17 protein-coding genes and 1 pseudogene are annotated in these 19,946 nt (G+C 49.2%); 5 read left to right on the top strand and 13 right to left on the bottom strand.

Translation table 11 applies throughout. From position 1 onward, the window contains the following. Nucleotides 1–87 precede the first annotated feature (87 nt). Nucleotides 88–2,868, top strand: a complete 2,781-nt coding sequence (locus IEV46_RS12575; RefSeq protein WP_188432905.1) for a hypothetical protein — start codon at nt 88–90, stop codon at nt 2,866–2,868. A gap of 93 nt (nt 2,869–2,961) precedes the next feature. On the opposite strand, the gene IEV46_RS12570 is transcribed toward IEV46_RS12575, so the two are convergent. The 3 genes from IEV46_RS12570 to IEV46_RS12560 form a co-directional block, all read right to left on the bottom strand. Beyond that, complete coding sequence (locus IEV46_RS12570; RefSeq protein WP_188432961.1) at nt 2,962–4,362, bottom strand: SpoVR family protein; 1,401 nt, start codon at nt 4,360–4,362, stop codon at nt 2,962–2,964. Nucleotides 4,363–4,519: 157 nt separating this feature from the next. Continuing rightward, complete coding sequence (locus IEV46_RS12565) at nt 4,520–5,176, bottom strand: SdpI family protein (RefSeq protein ID WP_188432904.1); 657 nt, start codon at nt 5,174–5,176, stop codon at nt 4,520–4,522. Further along, the gene (locus tag IEV46_RS12560) at nt 5,173–5,454 is read right to left on the bottom strand and encodes an autorepressor SdpR family transcription factor (RefSeq protein ID WP_188432903.1); all 282 of its coding nucleotides are present in this window, start codon (nt 5,452–5,454) and stop codon (nt 5,173–5,175) included. The genes IEV46_RS12565 and IEV46_RS12560 overlap by 4 nt, the downstream gene beginning before the upstream one ends. Before the next feature lie 376 nt (nt 5,455–5,830). On the opposite strand from IEV46_RS12560, the gene fni reads away from it, so the two are divergent. After that, entirely contained in the window at nt 5,831–6,874 is a 1,044-nt protein-coding gene (gene fni / locus IEV46_RS12555) for a type 2 isopentenyl-diphosphate Delta-isomerase (RefSeq protein ID WP_188432902.1), read from the top strand. 157 nt (nt 6,875–7,031) lie between these two features. Further along, on the top strand, nt 7,032–7,250 hold the full coding sequence (locus IEV46_RS12550) for a hypothetical protein (protein WP_188432901.1): 219 nt from the start codon (nt 7,032–7,034) through the stop codon (nt 7,248–7,250). 307 nt (nt 7,251–7,557) lie between these two features. On the opposite strand, the gene IEV46_RS18155 is transcribed toward IEV46_RS12550, so the two are convergent. Beyond that, nucleotides 7,558–7,803, bottom strand: coding sequence for a group II intron maturase-specific domain-containing protein (locus IEV46_RS18155; RefSeq protein ID WP_229736087.1), 246 nt, complete (start codon nt 7,801–7,803; stop codon nt 7,558–7,560). A gap of 82 nt (nt 7,804–7,885) precedes the next feature. Continuing rightward, a complete protein-coding gene (locus IEV46_RS12540) occupies nt 7,886–8,233 on the bottom strand; it encodes a c-type cytochrome (RefSeq protein ID WP_188432900.1) in 348 nt (115 codons plus the stop codon). 335 nt (nt 8,234–8,568) lie between these two features. On the opposite strand from IEV46_RS12540, the gene IEV46_RS12535 reads away from it, so the two are divergent. After that, nucleotides 8,569–9,978, top strand: a complete 1,410-nt coding sequence (locus IEV46_RS12535) for an MBL fold metallo-hydrolase (protein ID WP_188432899.1) — start codon at nt 8,569–8,571, stop codon at nt 9,976–9,978. Between the two features lie 59 nt (nt 9,979–10,037). On the opposite strand, the gene IEV46_RS12530 is transcribed toward IEV46_RS12535, so the two are convergent. From IEV46_RS12530 to IEV46_RS12520, 3 genes are all read right to left on the bottom strand, one after another. After that, on the bottom strand, nt 10,038–11,897 hold the full coding sequence (locus IEV46_RS12530) for a 3'-5' exonuclease (RefSeq protein WP_188432898.1): 1,860 nt from the start codon (nt 11,895–11,897) through the stop codon (nt 10,038–10,040). 504 nt (nt 11,898–12,401) lie between these two features. Then, entirely contained in the window at nt 12,402–12,869 is a 468-nt protein-coding gene (locus tag IEV46_RS12525) for an acyl-CoA thioesterase (protein WP_188432897.1), read from the bottom strand. Between the two features lie 160 nt (nt 12,870–13,029). Next, nucleotides 13,030–13,740 carry a uracil-DNA glycosylase gene (locus tag IEV46_RS12520; RefSeq protein WP_229736086.1) on the bottom strand — a complete coding sequence of 237 codons (711 nt, stop codon included), beginning with the start codon at nt 13,738–13,740 and terminating at the stop codon, nt 13,030–13,032. Nucleotides 13,741–13,878: 138 nt separating this feature from the next. On the opposite strand from IEV46_RS12520, the gene IEV46_RS12515 reads away from it, so the two are divergent. Beyond that, entirely contained in the window at nt 13,879–14,451 is a 573-nt protein-coding gene (locus IEV46_RS12515) for a YdcF family protein (RefSeq protein WP_188432895.1), read from the top strand. A gap of 133 nt (nt 14,452–14,584) precedes the next feature. Here IEV46_RS12515 and IEV46_RS12510 read toward each other — a convergent pair whose 3' ends face one another. The 5 genes and pseudogenes from IEV46_RS12510 to IEV46_RS12490 form a co-directional block, all read right to left on the bottom strand. Continuing rightward, nucleotides 14,585–15,190, bottom strand: a complete 606-nt coding sequence (locus IEV46_RS12510; protein ID WP_188432894.1) for a GNAT family N-acetyltransferase — start codon at nt 15,188–15,190, stop codon at nt 14,585–14,587. A 581-nt stretch (nt 15,191–15,771) separates the two neighbouring features. Next, nucleotides 15,772–16,233 (bottom strand): annotated as a pseudogene (locus IEV46_RS12505) (dTDP-glucose 4,6-dehydratase); the annotation flags it as partial. After that, nucleotides 16,202–17,176, bottom strand: a complete 975-nt coding sequence (locus IEV46_RS12500) for an MATE family efflux transporter (RefSeq protein ID WP_268235901.1) — start codon at nt 17,174–17,176, stop codon at nt 16,202–16,204. The gene IEV46_RS12500 and the pseudogene IEV46_RS12505, both read right to left, overlap by 32 nt. Continuing rightward, nucleotides 17,173–18,609 carry a DUF6179 domain-containing protein gene (locus IEV46_RS12495; protein WP_188432893.1) on the bottom strand — a complete coding sequence of 479 codons (1,437 nt, stop codon included), beginning with the start codon at nt 18,607–18,609 and terminating at the stop codon, nt 17,173–17,175. The genes IEV46_RS12500 and IEV46_RS12495 overlap by 4 nt, the downstream gene beginning before the upstream one ends. Before the next feature lie 2 nt (nt 18,610–18,611). Next, nucleotides 18,612–19,079, bottom strand: a complete 468-nt coding sequence (locus IEV46_RS12490) for a DUF6323 family protein (RefSeq protein WP_188432892.1) — start codon at nt 19,077–19,079, stop codon at nt 18,612–18,614. Nucleotides 19,080–19,946: the final 867 nt, after the last annotated feature.

Raw genomic sequence — 19,946 nt, 5'->3', positions numbered from 1 at the left:
CCCAGTTTTCCGTTTTTTCGTTTCCACTCCTGTCCTTGATGAATATACCTATTCTGAGGAAATCATGAGTGGAAAGGGTGGTGCCATTTGGCCCGTAAAAAAAGGGGGTACCGTACCCCGGCCCGGATCCGTCATCAAGCGGAAGAAGAAAGGATCCTGGATCAACTGACATGGGAGGAACAGTTAGCCTATTTCACTGAAAACCAGAAAATTGAAAGTGATCGGAAACACAACGATAGGGAGGGGCCATCTCCGGTATACAGATTGTCCGATCCAATGTTTCCGGACTCACAACAGAAATCCTCCACTATCGATGTGACCCAAAACATTAAAAAGTTGAAAAAAAGGCGTCTCCATACCGACACCCAAAAGGCTTTCATTCACACCGATGATCTGATGGACGGATCTGTCACCCATGAAAAATTGGGAAGAAACTCCGTAAACAGCCGCAATATTCAACCGGGAGCAGTGGAGAGTTCACATCTCAAAGACCTAGTGATCGATAATTCCAAATTGGCCCCCCATGCAATCACTTCCTCCAAGCTGGCCGAAAAGTCCGTGAAAAAAAAACATCTTAGCGAAGGCTCTGTGACCACGGAGCATATCAGTCGCGAATCCATCAAAGGTTATCACTTCAGTGAAAACTCCATCGATGGAGATCGGCTGAAAGATTACAGTGTGGAAGGTACCAAATTGAGCGATCATTCGATCCATGCTTGGCATGTAGCAGATGAACAAATCACCGAAAAACATCTGGCTGATGAGGGAGTCAATGAAGACAAAATCAAAAGCGGAGCCATCCATACCAACCATTTGGCAAACGAAGCCGTCGATCAAGCCAAGCTGGCTGCCAAGGCTGTTGCCACTGAAAATCTACAGGATGAGTCCGTAACAGAGAATAAATTGGCAGAAGGATGTGTCACTTCGGAAAAAATTGCCGATCAAGCGATCAAGGGATTCCACTTGGAAGAAAACACGGTGGGTAACAATCACCTGATCAACCAGGTGATAACCGGAGAAAAACTGGCTCCCAATTCTGTGAGTCACCACCACATCCGAGACGGATGCATCCGCAACAACCACCTGGACGAAGCCGTCGTGCACACACGTCATATGAAAAACCACAGTGTGACTGAAGACAAATTGGCCCCCGAATCTGTCGACGGATCCCATCTGAAGAAACGAACGATCGAAGGTGAACATCTGCTCCCAGAGACAGTGGAAGGTGAACACATCAAGGACGGGGCGATCACCCGAGACAAAGTTGCCCCCCGCTCCATCCAATCCCGAATGCTCGATCTTGAAATTGTCCGGTCCGAACACCTGACTGAAAATATCATCCAAGATCAACACTTGAACTCCGGTTGCATCGACAGCAGACATCTTAGAAGCAATTCCGTGACCGAGCAGCACCTGGCAGAGCTGTCCGTTACCGGAGCCAAGTTGGCAGATCGATCCGTAACCACCTCCAAATTGGCCCCCGAATGCATCTCGACAGACAAATTGACCGCTTTTGCCGTACATTCCTCCAAACTTGCCAACAATGCAGTCACCGGGGAAAAATTGGCCACCCAAAGTATTGATGACTGTCACTTGAAGGATCGATCCATTTCATCGAAAAAAATCGCCGACGGCACTATTATCTCCCGGCATATTCAACCCGATCAGATTATCGGGAAACATTTGGCCAAAGGAGAAATCATTGCCGACCACTTGGCGCCGGGCAGTGTCACAGAAGAGGCCATAGGCGAAAACACCATCTCTTCCTGCCATATCGGGGAGAAACAAGTCAACGGAATGCATCTGGCTGAAGAAAGCGTCGATTCGGAGCATCTCGCCAAGGAATCCATCACTTCTCATCACATTCAGGAACTGTCTATCCACAGCCATCATCTCGCCGACAGTTCCATCCGAACACAGCATTTGAAATCCAACTCCATCAACGGCTCTCTTCTTCAGGAAAACAGTGTGGATGAATCCCATCTCTGCCATGGTTCCGTGGATCGCAGACACTTACGGAATGAAGCCGTCTCCTCTGAAAAAATTGCTGATGGCACCATACTTTCCCGACATATCCAGCCCGAACAGATCACTGGGGAACACTTGGCCAAAGGAGAAATCATTGCCGACCACTTGGCGCCGGGCAGTGTCACAGAAGTAACCATAGGCGAAAACACCATCTCTTCCTGCCATATCGGGGAGAAACAAGTCAACGGAATGCATCTGGCTGAAGGAAGCGTCGATTCGGAGCATCTCGCCAAGGAATCCATCACTTCTCATCACATTCAGGAACTGTCTATCCACAGCCATCATCTCGCCGACGGCTCCATCGGATTGGATAAAATTTCCCCCAACCTCCACTCCAGACTGACCAAGACCACTGTCCATTCCGGAATCATTCCCTTTCAGCTTCCGGAGGATCTGAATGAAACCATGATTTCTGTTTCGTTGAATGAAGCGGATTCCGGCTCGTCCTTCGTACCCATGGCTATGTTGAATCGTCCAGACTGCTTTGTCAGTTTGGACAGTTTCACAGGAGGAACCTTCAAGTTCAGGATTGAAAGGCGCAACCCTGATTCCTCAACCAGCATCTCGGGATTCCTGTTCTGGATGGCTACTCCCTTCACAGGGACGAAAGATTCCTTTGTCACCCCGTGTACATCGGAATTCACCTTGGAAGAAAAACCCGCTCTTGAAGAGAAGTCCTCCACGGATGAACCCCTTCGTCCCGGAAAAGAGGAAACTGTCTCCCCTTCTCTCCCAACAGATGAAACTTTCAATCCAGTCTCAGCAGCTCCATCCCGAAAGATTGCAAGTGAAACGGATCACCCGAAGAGTACAGATTCTGCTCCGGATGATGTCATTTAACATTGACTCTGTCGCATTTTACCGGCGACGTAAGTGTTCCGCTCATCGTAAAATCAGGCCGCTGACCTCGGTTGTGTCAGCGGCCTGATGAATTCAGAGAAAACGACGGGTGCACTTTCGACCGTTGTAGGTGAACAGCACGGGTTTGTTCTCAATCACACTCTCAATATGAACCGAACGCCCCCACAGGTGATGGACATGAGGCAGGGTCTTCTCGATATATTTGAGATCCAGCTCCAGCCCTTCGTAACGATGTTTCAAATAAAGTTCCCCATTATTCATGTAATCCCCATTTTCCACTACAATATAGGGATACCCTCCATTGACCCGACTGGCGATCAACTGGTCACGCACCACTTTCCAGTTTTTATCCGTCACGGTCCATTCGTTTCCGGTTCGTTGAAATACATACAGATCCAGGTCCTCTACCAGTTCCTTAGTCAGATTGTTACGGATGAAAGAGGTGTCCATCTCCATTTCCCGCACCTCAAAAATTTTCTCCCTTCCCTTGCCCGGAGTCCGACCGAGATACTTCTGCTCTTCTGCAGTGGGTTGATCCCAACGTCTTTCGATGTCTTCAAACAATTTCAGACCCAGGTAATAGGGATTGATGGAGGTCTTGGATGGCTGAATCACCGAAGCGTTCAATTTGGCAAACTCCAAAGTTTCCTCCTCTGACAGGTCCAACTCACGAAGGATTCGGATATGCCAATAAGAGGCCCAACCCTCATTCATGATTTTTGTCTCCAACTGAGGCCAAAAATAAAGCATCTCATCTCGCAGCACCGTCAGTATATCCTGTTGCCAATTTTCCAAAATCCGACTCTGTTCCATAATAAACAACAAGAGATCCTTTTCCGGCTCTTGCGGGACTTTCTTCTGGGATGTTTCATTTCCGGAATCAGTCGGTTGCTCATCCAATTCCCACAGGTCGTCATAGGGAGTGGATGCAATTTTCCGTTTTTCCGCCTTTCTCTCCCCTTCCCGTTGCGATTGCCGGAAGGGGCGTTTCAGGCTGGGGTCAATGTGTTCCTGGATCGCCAACACATCATCCAGAAAACTTTCCACCCGTTCTTTTCCGTACTGCAATTCATATTGTCGGATGCGCCCGGCACTGGCTGCCATGCTTTCCACCATATCTCTGGAGGTGTTTGCAAAACGGGCATTATTTTTAAAAAAGTCACAATGCGCCAACACATGGGCCACAATCAATTTATTTTGAATCAGGCTGTTCCCTTTCAACAAAAAGGCATAACACGGATTCGAATTGATTACCAATTCGTAGATCCGGCTTAGATTCAGATCATACTCCAGTTTCATCTTATGGAAGGTCTTACCGAAACTCCAGTGAGAAAATCGTGTCGGCATCCCGTATGCTCCAAAAGTGTATATCACATCCGCCGGGCAAATCTCATAGCGCATCGGATAAAAATCCAGCCCAAAACCCTTTGCAATCTCCGTGATCTCTCCGATCGCCCGCTCCAATTCTTTCATGTCATCCACCGTTTTCCATCTCCTCTTTCCCCCGTCCTCTTTCTCTACAGCATACGTCGAGACATGCAAAAGGTTGTTATGGGCCATGCCCCCTCCCATAACCTGGTTCCATCCGTAAAAAAAAGCCACCCCTTTGTTGGAGCAGCAACAACATCCATCATGCATGATCATTCAACTTTTGAAACAGAAGATAAGAATACACCCCAGGTACCAAGACTGAACCCGCCACCGCAATTGCCACTGTCCAAAAGGCGACAGGAAGAGGCAGAAAAGAGGACAGCAAGATCATCAGCCCTGCCCCCATCCAAACGCCACCGGAGATCCGATGGGTTCTCCGCCAAACTTCATCACTCTCCAATGTCCAGGGGAGTTTGATGCCGAAGAACCAGTTGGAGCGAACTTGACCCAGGTAATTGCCGATCAACATCCACAAGAGCCCGATTCCCAGCATCACCACTTTGGCAATATCGATGGGATATCCCAGTGATTTCAACAGGATCATGGTGAACATCCCACTGAAAAACAGAGTGATCGCGAATCGGAAGAGCCCGTAGAAACGGCTGAACTTTCGATAATTTTTCCGACGGGGATCTACCGCAGGCATCCATTTAATCAAAAAGGGCAACCCCAAGTTGAGCCCCGACATCATCAAAATAAAACTGAGTTTGTCGCTGAAATCATCCGGCTGCCCATTCAACCCGTAATGGCTGGGAATCAGGTCTGGAAGACGATCATAGACCGTCCAAGCAAAAACCAGGGGGACCAGTCCCAGCAGCAAGATAACCGTATCCCAACGATTCCATCCTTTGTTCATTTCTCTCGCCCCTTCCGACTCGGTCTTTCCGCCAAATCCAGAAACCAACCCATCACTTCCTGAAGGACCGTCGTATTGAGAGAGTACAAAATATGCTGGCCCTGTCGTTCCCGAAGCACCAGATTGGCCTGTTTCAGGGTGTTCAGATGGTGGGAGAGACTCGGCTTGGTCATGGAAAAATGCTCCGCGATCTCCCCTGCCGTGAGATCCCTTTTCCGCAACAGATGGAGTATCCGACGTCGGGTCGGATCGGATAAGGCTTTGAAGGCTTCATTCACCATATATCCCACCCGAAATCAATTAGATTATATCCTAATTATCTAATACTGGTTCCGGTTTGGCAAGAGTGCCTTTCCCAAAGCAGGGCTGGACGATCCCACTCATATGATGTCATCATATAGTCATAGGGTTTCCTCCCGCTGTGTTTGAACATAAGTATTTGCTCAGGTTGAGAAAAATGATTGCATACTCTTCTCCTCTCCCTTGTGTTATCAGTGTTGTGATTCAATACGTTCCGGGATGGCCGATCGGCCGGCGTGTCACTTCTTCCGACCCAACGCAATCCATGAGGCTTCCCCTTCCTGAGCAACCTATTTCACAATGATTTCTGCGGTGAGAGACAAAACCACATTTGCCACCGGAAAGGATTATTTCATGAAGAGCAATGAAAACCAAACGGAAAAGAGAAAGTCTGAACACATCGAGATCGTGCTCAACCGCGAGGTGAGCGGAAGTGGAATCACCACCGGATTTGAAAAGTACCGTTTTATCCATCAAGCTCTGCCGGAAATCCGCTATGCTGACATCTCCCTTGCGACGGACTTTTTGGGCAAATCACTGAAAGCCCCTTTTTTGATCAGCTCCATGACCGGCGGGACTGATAAATCCGCCAAAATCAACCAAAACCTGGCTGCAGCCGCCCAAGCCCGGGGGTGGGCCATGGGTCTCGGCTCTGTCCGTGCCGCTATTGAACATCCCGACACTGCCGATACCTTCAATGTGCGGAATGTCGCTCCCACCATTCCGATCCTGGCCAACCTGGGTGCGGTTCAACTCAATTACGGATATGGTGTCGACCACTGCCGGCGGGCTGTGGAATTGTCCGAAGCAGACGGCCTGGTCTTCCACCTGAACAGTTTGCAAGAGGTCTTTCAGCCCGAGGGCAACACCGATTTCCGTAATCTGCTCCGCAAGCTGGAAGACGTTTGCAGTGTACTGGAAGTTCCTGTTGGTGTCAAAGAAGTGGGGTGGGGAATCGACGGGGAACTGGCTCGTCGCCTCTTCGACGTCGGGGTCGATTTTGTTGATGTGGCCGGAGCAGGAGGCACCTCCTGGAGCCAAGTGGAAAAATACCGTTCGGAAAACCCACTCCTCTTCCAGGCCGCAGAGGCCTTTGAAAGCTGGGGACACCCAACCTCCGACTGTATCCGGGAAGGACGTGCTCTGACTCCGGAGGGAACCCTGATTGCCAGTGGCGGATTGAACAACGGTGTAGACGGAGCCAAGGCGATCGCCCTCGGAGCGGACCTTGCCGGCTATGGACGTTCTCTTCTAAAAGCCGCCACCGCTCCCACTCCCGATGCGATCGCCTCCCAGTTGGAACGAATCGAGACTGAATGCCGAATTGCCATGTTCGGAACAGGAATTGACCGGATTGATGCATTGAAAGGAACTGAGCGGATCAAAAAAATTGAATAGAGGCCATCATGAAAGACCGGTTCGAAAGGATCGGTCTTTTTGTCCGATCTTCGGGTCGTTTTTGGGACACTCGTCCCCGTTACGTCTGTGGATAGACAAACATACCCTGTTAGTGAGAAAACCCAAGGTTTTCTGAATCGAGAGGAGGCTGATTGTTTTGGGTGAGAAGCATTACAAACACCACAAGCATTACCATCACCATTGCCACGAATTGCACAAAGCTTACCGTCACTCCAAAAAAGTGTATAAAGAATTGAAACGGATGATGAAGCATTGTCATCACCACCATCATCACCATCATCACGACAGTCCATCTTCTTCCCCCGATCGTATGCATCATTACGGCTTTCCCACATACTTTGGGCCCGGGATATAATCGAGTAAGAGGGGGCGACTAACCCCCATCTTCTCACACCACCGTACGTACCGTTCGGTATACGGCGGTTCCACTACGTCTGACGAAGGAAATGGGTTCGACGAGCGACATTCAGAAGCCCTTGGTCTTGCCAATAGGCAAGGTCAAGGGTTTGGTGTAGAATAGGGCTCTTTGCGATGCGCCAGTATTTCCTCCGGGTGTTGCCCCACTCATCGGCCTTCCCTTTCGGAATGCCCATAGAAATAAGCTGGCGTACCCGAGTCTTCGGCTGTTTCCACTCTTTCCAGCGGATCATCTGAAGGCGCCTTCACAGCCATTCATCCAAGCGCCGAAACACCGTTGAGGTTTCCGCCAACTTGAAATAGCTACACCAACCCATGAGGTAGCGGTTCAGTTCCTGAATCCGCCGGTCCATGGGAATGGGGCGACTGCGGGATGTCAGTTGACGGATTTTATCCCGCATTCGTTTCACGCTTTCCTTGGCGATCCGGATGCGGTGTTGATGCGATGTGAAGGAGAATCCAAGGAAGCTCCGCTTCCATGTGCGGTTCACCGCACCGGTGACCTCGAATCAACTGTCCAGGTTTCAAATGGAAAAACGCTCCCCGCAGAGGAAAGCGTTTTTCCTGAAGCGCTTACTTTTTTTCTGCCAACCAACCGGCGAGATTTTTACGTTCTTCCACATTCAAAGAAACTTGTGGCGGCATGCTTCCCTGTCCACTTTGGATAATGGTTTCAATCTCTTTGGCAGAAAGTTTGGCGCCCACTTTTTCCAGACTCGGACCCTGGGCTCCCTGCAGTTGGTCCCCGTGACAACTCATGCAATTGTTTTGATAAGTTTCCTCTGCTTGGGCTGCATCCACCTGAACGGATTCACCGGATTTTTTTTCTTCTGATGTGGATGGATTTGGATCAGAACAGCCCGCGATCAACAACACCACCGCTGAAACCAAACAGAAACCCTTCCATCCGATCACTTTCATCTGAATCCCTCCCTCCAACTCCTATGATGCACGAAATCAAGTCGGAGGTCAGCCCACTTTCTGAGAATTGTTTGTCAATCCTCCCTATCAGAGATTGGTGCGAGGGCGGTTCTCCGGAGGTTCTCCATCGTGATCTGTCTCAAAGGAATACCTTATAGGGGATGACATCATGTAAGAGAGCCTGTCATTCACAGTCTGAAAAAATATTCTTCGATCAAGCCTGTCCATCTGATCATCCGGACTCCACCCCATATCAAGCCAAAGCATAGAATCTTTCCTGACAAATAAGAATGGAGATAGGATGCATCCACTTTTGAAAAATGAGGGGATTTGGAATGTACCTCCGCTATTTCCATCATGACAAACTGGCCCATGCTTCCTATCTGGTGGGTTGCCTGGCTACGGGAGAAGCCCTGGTGATTGACCCCGGCCGGGATGTGTTGCCCTATCTCCGGACTGCCCGCCAAGAGGGACTCCAGATCACGGCTGCCGCCGAAACCCACATTCACGCCGACTATGTTTCCGGAGCCAGGGAGTTGGCAGAACAGGCCGGGGTCAAACTTTATCTGTCTGGGGAAACGGCAGGCGGAACCGGTTACCCCTATGCCCGGAGACTGGATCATCAGTTTCTGAAGGATGGAGACCAATTCCAGATTGGCCATCTCCGGATCGATGTGCTTCACACACCAGGGCATACCCCGGAACACCTTTCTTATCTGTTGACCGACGGTGGAGTCGACGAACCGATAGGCATTTTTACCGGTGATTTTGTCTTCGTGGGCGATGTGGGCCGACCGGACTTGTTGGAGAAAGCCGTCGGAATCACCGGTTCCGCCGCGATCGGTGCCGATCAATTGTTCCAATCACTGAAACGATTCAAGGATTTGCCTGATTTTTTGCAGATTTGGCCGGCCCACGGAGCGGGCAGCGCCTGTGGGAAAGCTTTGGGAGCCGTTCCCTCCTCCACTGTCGGTTATGAAAAACGTTACAATTGGGCTTTAAAGCAAGAAGACCGTCAGAGATTTAAACAAGAGCTATTACAAGGTCAGCCGGAGCCCCCCACTTATTTTGCAGTGATGAAACATGTAAACAACAACGGTCCGGAATTGCTCGCCCATCTTCCCCCCCCTGAAAAACAGGAATCTTCCCCGGAAGCCGTGAAGAAGGTATTGAAACAGGGAGACACCGTGATCGATACCCGGCCCGCTCCCCAATTCGCCTCGGGTCATCTTCCCGGAACCATCAACATCCCTTCCGGAAAATCCTTTACCAACTGGGCTGGATGGTTGGTGAACTATGAGCAACCCCTCTACCTGATTGCCGATCCGGATCAGGTAGAGGAGATCCGGCGAGATCTTCTGTCCATCGGGATCGACCTTATAAAAGGATTTTTCAGCCTCGACCTGTTCCGGAACACGGAACCCGGAGAGCTGGAACAATATGAGAACGCCTCTCCCGCCGATGCCGCCGACAAAATAAACAGCGGGGAATGGGATGTAATCGATGTTCGGATGAAAAACGAGTGGGATCAAGGACATATCCCTGATGCCCATCATCTCATGCTGGGGCATCTGCAAGACCAGTCCAAGACAGTCCCTAGGGACAGACCGGTCCTCGTATATTGCAAATCCGGCGGCCGCTCCGCCATCGCCTGCAGCCTCCTTCAAGCTAAAGGGCACAAACATGTGATCAACTTGAAAGGCGGTTTTGACGCCTGGAAGAAACAAAGGCTTCCCGAGGAATAAAAAACACCAAAAATCCGTGCACATGGATGTACGGATTTTTGGTCTATGCGTATCCTGGTTCAGAGATGAACAGAGGGATTTTCCTGGATTCTTCGATCAAAATAACGGGTGAACTCCGAATCCCCGGAATAGGTGAGACACAGGTGTTTTTTAGCCCGGGTCATAGCAATGTAGAGAAGGGAGACTTCCCGATCCCTGTTTTTCTCCCGGGAAAGGGGGAGTCGATCCACATTCACAACAAACACCGCATCAAAATCCAAACCTTTGCTGCTGTCAATGGTACTGATCTTGACTGTGGGTTCCTTCGGATCAAAGGAACGCTTTGACTGACTGTTCTCCGCAATCCAGGTGAAGGGGAGCCCCCTCTTTTTCAACGAATCCCGAATCCTATCGATGGTTCCGTATTTCACCCGGTACAGTATCAGCATCCGGGATAAAGGAATTCCCTCTTCACCCCGCAGGCGACGGATTTCCTCTGCCACGAAATCCGTCTCCTCTCCGATGGATCGAAAACGTCGAACCACCGGCTTCGGGCCCTCCCGCAGAGTGCTCTGGGGTGCGATGATCTCCACCTCATCGTTCCCCTTGCCGTGATCGGAAGCATGAGCTCGATAAAAATCCCAGGAAAAACGGACAATGGGAGCGGTATTTCGATAATTGACAGTCAGAACCCGGGAACGACCGCGAAAATCGAGACCAGTATCCTGTTTGTAACTTCTCCGCCGTGCATAGATGTTTTGAGCCCGATCCTCAACCAACAAGAGGGATCGGGTTTTGGGGTTTAACAACCGACTCACCAACCTCAACCACTCCGGTTGAAAATCCTGCCCCTCATCGATCAAGATGGCATCGTAGCAGGGGAATCCTTCTGTGCCCTGCTCCAACTTTTCCAACAGGTCGGGGATCTCTTCCTCTTTGCTGATTTTCAGTTCCTGCCGCAGCCACTCATGGAAATTGAATACCCGAACCTTACCGGATTCCGACACTTCCCCCTCTTCCTCCAGGAGATCCGGCTCCTTAAACTTCTCTTGGATCATCCGGCGAATCCCCCGGGAAAGGGAAATGTTGTAACAGAGGACAAGAATGTTCCAATCCGGGTGCTCTTTGGCCAAGAGGTGGGCCCGACTGGCCAGGATCAGGGTTTTTCCGCTTCCGGCCACCCCGCGGATCAGACGGTGCTCATCTCCGATCTGTTTAGCCAGCTCCTCCTGGTGCAAATCCATCGTCTCCAAATTTTCCAGATGAAACAGAATGGAGTCATGCATGTGAACCTTGGATATTTTCCCGTGGATCCGCACCTCAGGGAATAAATGATATCGGATCCGGGCAAGATCCAGTTCTGTGAGCGGATTCTTCATGGAAAAAGGGGCCGGTAACATCTCCTTCAGTTTCCGGCGTAACAGAATTGCTGAGAACTGATCCTTCTCCGGATCGATTTCTTCCTGGGTGAGAACCTGTTTTTCCCCTGCCACATCCTTCACTCCGGTCTCCTGCAAATCCTTTCGGGACAGCCGGGTGAACACTGTTCCGAACCCGTAAGGAAACCTCAGTTGCATCTTATATTTACCCTCGGTATGGACCAAGGCGACATCTTTTTTTAATTTATCGGCAATCCGGAAGGCGTAATCCCGGGCTTGCTTCATGGGATTGGTGACGGTAACCCTCTTCCCATCCCTCTTGTGCAAGCTCCAGCGATCAGGATTCAGTTTCACCAAAGTGCTTTTGGTGTAATCCTTCACCTCCAACACCACCAATCCCAGGTCGGGGCCGATCACTACAAAATCAGGTCGCCTGCCGTAGATCTCCGGCTCATGGTAGACGATATAATCTTGTGGCAGATGTTCCTTAAGCGTTTGAAACAACAACCGTTCCCCTGATGTCGCTTCTTTTCTAATCGTTTCCGGAATGGTGCGGGCCATTGTCCCTCCTCCTTTCTATCGATTGTGAAATCCACATGATTAGGGTGTGTCTGACAAAACCCATCGCTGGGGGTTGATCCCGTATGACCTCCAGCGCATAGCCCGACTCAGGAGATCCGACGAGACTTCCACTCCCCTGAGTACAAAGATTCCGCCGGTCACACAAGCCTTTTGCTACACATCCCTACACATCACATAAAAGGTGAATCACAGAACATATCCTGGACTGGAAGCGTCGGAGAGTTAGGCTGACCGGATCGATCAGATGCTTTTTCACATGACAATTTGGTTGTTCTGAACTGCCAAAATCACTCCATGTAAAACCCAACACTCCCTGTGAACAAATTTTTCACCATGCTTTCCAGTGCAGTCCCAAGATTTTAAATATATCATACAAGGATGAATTACATCACTTCAAAAAGAAATGGAGCCAGTATCCGCCACCGACTCCAGGATGGGATCGGAGGTTCCCACCGGGACCGGTATGGAACCCACAATCGAATCTTACGATTTTCTCCCTTTTTTTCTGGACTGCTGTCGTTTAGGAGCGGTTTCGTAAAGGTGTTTTTCCCGCTCCGTCCGGGGCAGTACCGGTGGGACGGGAACCGGTTTGCCATCGTCCCCCACCGCCACCATGGTGACAAAGGAAGTGGCGGTCAACCGGGCTTCCCCACCGGGACCTTTCTCTGTCGTCACTTGGGTGTACACCTCCATCGAAGTGCGTCCCGTCCAAGTGACAAAGGCTTCCACAGTCATAATGTCCCCCTCTTTCACCGGAAGGAAAAAATCGACGGAATCGATTGACGCAGTCACCACCGGGCGACCGGAGTGGCGCATGGCAGCAATTCCCGCCACCTCATCGATATATGCCAATACTTTGCCACCGAAGATCGTGCCCATATAATTGGTATCCGGCGGCAAGACCAGAGATGTTTTGACTGTGCGGGATTTTTCAGTCGGTACGGGTTTCACTTGCGGCTCCTCCTGTTCGTTCTTCTGTTAAATCTTTTTCTGCAATGGAAGCGCGTTTTCAGCCCCACCCAAACCAAGGGTCTATACTATCGTACACTGAAATGAAGGCAATGCAAGGAGGAGAGTGGAAGAGGATATAAATTCAGAACTCTCCATCTCCTCACTCCCAAACACAAATGGTATTATTTATATAATGAATCTTTGCGGGAATTGATGTATCGTAAATTGCAGGAGCACACCCAATCCCTACATTGTAGCCTTCCATCCATCTGCGGCTTGGAGGGCTCCTTTTAATTTCCCTTGAAATTCTCCTTGAGCGCCCTCCAGTCCTCCAGTCCTCCAGGAATCGGGAACGCAGGTTGGGACGCCGACGGACAGCCAAGGGATGATAGCTGACCCGAGTCCTCACTTCCCGGACCCTATGCCAGCTTCCACGCAGCTTCCTCACTTCTGCCTCCAAATCAAGGAAAAACCATTGTACCGCTACATTTCCCAGGCAAATGACCCACTGAGGTGATTTCTCCCCGAGCTGTCGTTCCAAATGCTTCAGGCAAGCTCTGCGTACGGACTCCTTGTCATAGGCCCGATGGGGACGGCGTTTCAACAAGTAGGTGACATACAGGTCCTTCTCCGTCAATCCCACCTGGTCCACCGCCTCTTGCAACGTCTCTCTTGTGCCGCAAACATATGATTTCCCTTCCCGGTCCTCCCGGGCGCCGGGGTTATCCAGCAATACCCAGATCGGTGCCGTCGGATTCCCTTCCCCCCACACCATCCGGGAACCGTGAAGATGGAGCCCACAGTCGGTACATCCTTCCGCATCCCCGGGCACCTGCTCCTCAGGCCACAGACGTGGATATGATGAAGTCACGGCACACACCTCCCACAGTCCATTCTGGTCCGGAAGGAAGATCTTCATTCCATCCTTTATTTTAACCCCGGTGGAACCCACTTCTGATAGAATGAGAGACGTCCAAACCTTCCACACTGGTAAGGAGTGTTTCTCTCATTGAAAAAACGATGGCTTTGGAGCGGGGTGATCCTGTGCTTGATCTTTCCCCTTTTCATGGGGCCTTTTTGGGTGCAAACTTCTCGCTATGATGATGTCCTAGTGTCCCACCAATCCCGGGATGCCGCTCTGGTGCTGGGAGCAGCCCTCTGGGACAGTCAACCGAGCCCGGCATTGACGGAGCGGTTGCAGATGGCTCTTTATTTGTACAACAAAGGCCAGGTCCAGTGGATCATCTGTTCCGGAGGCATCGGAGACGACGGAATCTCCGAAGCGAAAGGGATGAAAAGATATTTGGTGGATCGGGGGGTTCCGCCGAAAGATTTACTTCTGGAAGAAGAATCGACCAATACTGAGGAAAACCTCCGATACTCCAAAAAACTCCTCAAACCGAACGGCATTCAAAACATCTATCTCGTCACCCATGACTATCATATGTACCGGGCTCTCGCTTTGGCCCGGAACACCGGGATTCCCGCCGAACCCGCCCCTGTCCACTCCCAGGTCTTGTTCTCCCCCTATTATAAGGCCCGGGAATGCCTGTCCATTATCAAATATTACTTGACCAAGTAAGAACACCATCCCGCCTTTCCTGTAAAGGCGGGATGGTGATTGAATCGCTACCTTTTTCCTGTTGTTAAATCATCTACGAAAAACAAAGGAACCCAGCCCCGGGCAGAGGCCAATCTCCCCGCTCCCGGATTTATCAGACTCGGCTGTTCATCCCTGCTCCCTCATCGCCAGATCCGACTTCACTCCTCTTCCGATACTCCCCAGCCAGAAGCCCCATCTGGATCACGTCATGATAGGTACCATCATTAAACAAGGCTTCCCTTTTGACACCCTCCCGACGAAATCCCAACTTTTCGTATGTACGAATCCCCCGATGGTTGTAATCGAAAACCTCCAATTCGATCCGGTGCAGATTCAAGTGTCCAAACCCGTGATCCAACATCAGGCCCATGGCTTCCGTCCCATACCCTTTTCCAAACTCCTTTTCATCATGGAGAGCGATCCGTATATGAGCACTCCGGTTGACCGGATGGATCTCCAAAAGCTCCACATCTCCCACCACCCGGTCACTCTCCCGCTCCACTATCAACAACAGCAACCGGCTGTCATCTTGGATCACCCGTTCCAACCAGCTCTCCATCGCATCCATGGAGATCACCTGATAAGTACCCGTCAACCGACGAACCTCAGGATTGTAAAAACTCCGAAATAAAAGGCCGGTGTCCTTTTTCTCCGGCGGGCGCAAATAGACCCGCTCCCCTCCCAGCAATTTGACCACAACCTGCTCCTCCTCAACCATGAGTTCTCACTTCTTTCAGGGCATAACCCGCTTTGCAGCCCTTTTCTCCATATTCCGACTTAATTGCTACCTCTTCTAGAATCCTCCTTTCTATTCATAATTCTACCTATAACTATGTAATTTGTCCATTAAAAATCGCACCGTGAGAGTATTTTCACGACGAAACCCACACTGTCGATGATCAGGTTATGGACATTGAATCCCAAAGGATCCTTTCCAACGCCCATTTTCCAGTGAATCAACATCCTTGAGAGAAGTTAAAATGAAAAAAGCCAGGCAAGGGGACTTCCCCTGCCTGGCTTTTTCGGATTTTATGGCCCCCTCCGAACCTTGTGTGGATCATCAGATCAAGGATGGTGAGGAGGTGAAAGGTCCTTTGCGCTGCAAGAGAGCTGCAAGAGATCGGATCCCCCCACCAAGTTGTCCCCACCTTGCTGAAGGGGCATTGATGAGTCCCATCTGTTTTCCCGCAACATGATAAACTGTTCATAGACAAAAAGCGGAATGCCTCACCCTCCGGACCGAGTCATCGACGATGACGCACATGAATCGTTTGGGTGTCGCAACGTTGCTCCCTTTTATCATCCTGATTTCCCATTCCACCAGTCTTGATTGGTCACATACCATTGTACTGTTTGAGCGATTCCTGCTTCAAAAGCGTATTGGGGTTGCCAGCCCAGTTGCCTCTAAATTTTTGTTGCGTCGATGGCATAACGGCGATCATGGCCGGGGCGGTCCGGCACAAATCGAATCAAATCCCTCGGCTTATCCAATAATGTGAGAATGCTTTCCGCAACTTCGAAATTGGTTTTCTCATTGTTGCCGCCGATATTATAGACTTCTCCATCGACACCTCTGTGAATCACCAGATCAATAGCGGCACAATGATCTTCTACATAGAGCCAATCCCGGGTATATTCCCCATCCCCATAAAGAGGTAAAGGCTTCTCTTGCAAGGCATGGATAATCATGAGAGGGATCAATTTTTCAGGAAATTGACGGGGACCGTAATTATTGGAACATCGCGTGATGTTCACCGGGAGTTGCCTGAAAAAATCCCGCCCCGATGATTTGAAAACCGATCAGAGGAGTAAAGAGCAGGAAAATCACCATGGCGTGGCTGCCAAACCGGACCAGCTCTTCGCTTTGGTTAAAAACAGCCACCAAGCCCTCCGGGACAAAATAAATAAAGAGAGAAGCAACGGTAGCAATTACAGTGGAAAACACCATCGCTGAAACCAGGATACTTTTAACTCTCTCATAATTTTTGGCCCCAAAATTATAACCAATAATCGGTTGGATCCCCAGACTGATCCCCCAAATAGGCAACATGATAAAGGTTTGCACAGCATTGACCACATTCATTCCTGCAATCGCAGTACTTCCACCATGACTTAACAGCACATTATTCATGGCAATCATCAGCACACTGGTTGCCATCTGCGTGATAAAGGACCCTACACCCAACGCCAGAATCCGTCTCACCAAAACACCACTGAGTTGCATATTTTTTATACGAATCTTCAAAACACTCTTCTCCGTAAAAAAGTGCGACATCACCCATAAAGCGGATATTAATTGGGAAATCGCCGTGGCCAAGGCCGCCCCTTCCATTCCCCAATCAAAGCCAAAAATAAAGACAGGGGCCAAAATAACATTCAGGATCGAGCCGATCAATAAGGTGAACATCGATTTTTTGGGATTACCCTCAGCCCTGATAAAGTTATTCATCCCTGATCCAATAATCATGAAAATGCTGGCAAAGAGAATAATACGTGTATAATCTGCTGCAGGGTCCAATATTTCTCTGTTTGCGCCGAACGCGGTGAGAACAGAGTCTAAAAAGATCAGACAGAGCACCGTAAACACAATGGAAACCAAAATCAAAAGGGTGAACGCATTTCCCATTACCCGTTCAGCTTCAGCTTTGTTTTTCTCCCCCAGGCGAATGGACGTCAGCGCAGTTGCCCCTGTGCCCTGTCTCAGTAAAATGATATTTCCTCGTAGTCAATATCATATATTAGTCGTCCAATGGCCTTGATGCGCTCATCCTCCAACTGTTGCATAAACGCAATATAATGGGTCTCCCACTCGTTCTCGGCTTCCGTTCCATCAGCAACAATGTCTTGAAAATCCCGAATATCTCCTCGCAATTCCTCATAAAACACGATTTTGGCAAAAATGGCCAATTCAACATCCCCAAAGGTGGCGAAGAGTGCATCGTATTCGTCACCAAACAGACTGTCTGAATTGAGCAAATCCAGATAATCATGCAGTGAAGCAAAATGATCCCGGATCAGTCGCACTTTATTTTCTGTATCGTCACTTTCCATGATCCTGTCAACCAATTTCCGCATTTGAACATCATTCATGCGTTCATTCTCATTTAGCATCAGCACCATCGGTTTTTCGCGCTCTTCCTTTTCCCTGATGATCAGCGATTCCAGGCTTCCGCTTTCCGTTGCATTGTTTACCCTTTGAATCACCTCCTCGCGGTACAGATTCATATAATGGTTGAGTGCCGGATCTGTTTGTAACTCCTCCTGTAACCGATCCACCGCTTCCTCAATCAATGCAGCCCTTTGATCCGGATGGCAAGCAGCTAATTTCCGGGTTAACCGGGTATATTGATGTTCTGATATTCGGACCTGATTGGCCCTTCCCCCTGATAACAGTGAAAAGAGTGCGTTATTCATCATTAACTCAAATATGTTAAACAGCTCAATGCGATAATCAAAACGGCATATCTTCCCGTAATTTGTCAGGACATACATGAGATCCTGATGTCTGAAAAAATGACAGAACCGGGTCTCCATTTGCAACCGTTCCAGATACTGCTTAATGTAAAAAACCCCCTGAAGCCGCATATCATCGAGGGCTAAAGGATAGTCGATACTCGCCATCGTGTTATGGGCTTCAAAAATGATATTGTAGTTGTTCATAAATACAGGTAATGATTCATCAATGGTCATATTATACGCATCCACCGGGACATCCAACTTTATTTTTTTTACATCCTGATACAGTCCTTTGGCATCCTCAAAATACTGGCGAAGCAATTCAACCCCTTTGGCATGCAGATCCTCCACATTCTCCGATTTCAAATGGGAAATAGCCTCCTCAGGATTCTTGAAATGAAGGGCATAGGCATCCATGGCATACATCAGGGATACCATGATCCCTTCTGCTGTTTCAGACGTCACCGATGTGCTTTCCCCTTGGGTGTACCGCCTGATCAATTGTTGCAGGACCTGCATGATCCCGACCTGAATCCGGTAGGCCTCCCGGCTGGTTATCATCCCCACTCGCTGACCTTCCTGCAGAAGAGACATGACATATTGATTCCGCTTTAACCGCGACCGATCGATGTAAATATTGGAAACCGCTCGGGAACCATCTTGTGTGTGATCCACATCCAAGCCTATTCATCCCCTTCAAATAACGACTCTTGACGGATCATGTCCCTCCTGAACTTCTCGGCGAATTCCTCCATTTTGCTTCTCAACAGTTCCAAGGAGCCAGCACAGGAGCCATCAAAATAATCCTTCATCAGTTGGATGAGTTTAGCGTCCCCAATCTTGTCTTCCGTCTCATTACGAAGGTAATAGAAAATCTCATGCAGCTCATTTAGCGCATCTACATAATGATCCTGATCCATATATGGTGAACTGGAAAACACCTCGATTAATCCCTTTGTCACCTCAATGCCCAGCTCAATCCGTCCATGGTCACGCAGCACTTTGTTTCTGGACACCATTACTGTTTTTACATCGTCAGGCGTTAAAACCAGACCATGCTCTTTTGTTTTCTCATTTAATTCGAGCAGCTCCACCATTGTCTTGGATTGGGGTGACAGCTGGATGGAATTGAAAATACGGGATAGAAACACGGCCCTCTTCCTTTCTATAGACCTGACTTCCAGAAGCGTTGTGAATGAGTGGTGGCCGGGTGGGTCAGGGGTTTCACATGACCTTTTTGTCGTTCCGAACTGCCAGAATCACCCTGTTGTGAATCCAACTCTTCTGCAAACGGCTTTTTCACAATGCTTCCAGGAAGTGTCTGATCAATCCATTGCTGGGGTTTCGGGACGGTGTACCGTCACTGATCTCTTGCAAAAAAGCGTCATAGCGAGACCTGGGGTGAAAGCCACTCAGGCGAGTTGTACTTCCCCGAGTGGCAAAGGATCTCCGCCGGTCACACCAGCTCTCTCTACACATCACATAAAATTGAATGACCAGACACGCTCTAAAAAAGGGTTGACTTTTCCGCTTCAACATGTTATGGTTATAATGTATATTTATATATTATACACGAACTCATTCTAATTTATCCCATCATCAACTTTGTGTCAAATGGGTTTGTTATTTACGGAATATTTTTATTAGTCAATAAACAAACACCTGTTAATTATTAGCAGGTGTTTGTTGTTAGATGGACCTCAGGATATATTTCTTTCTCTCTTAAAAGCTCCAATCGCCTCCACGGCTTTTTTATACCCGCCTGCTTGTTCAAAGGAGTGTTTAATTCTTCTCAGATTATCATGGTCTATATCAAGTAATGCCACAACAAAGCGATGGTCTTTTTTTCTTCATTAATTCAATTAGGCGATTATAGTTCCGATACTTTTCATACATCGATTGCCACCTCCCTACTAGTGCCCTGTCCAGGATTATAATTCTTCAAAAGGGGAATAACCTTCTGTGAAAACCGATGTTTTCACGGGAGGGATCGGTATGGCCATCTATGTACGAAAATT

This window comes from Kroppenstedtia guangzhouensis, assembly GCF_014637345.1.
In the GTDB taxonomy this organism is placed as follows: domain Bacteria; phylum Bacillota; class Bacilli; order Thermoactinomycetales; family DSM-45169; genus Kroppenstedtia; species Kroppenstedtia guangzhouensis.
This window is presented reverse-complemented; position numbering and strand designations above follow the sequence as displayed.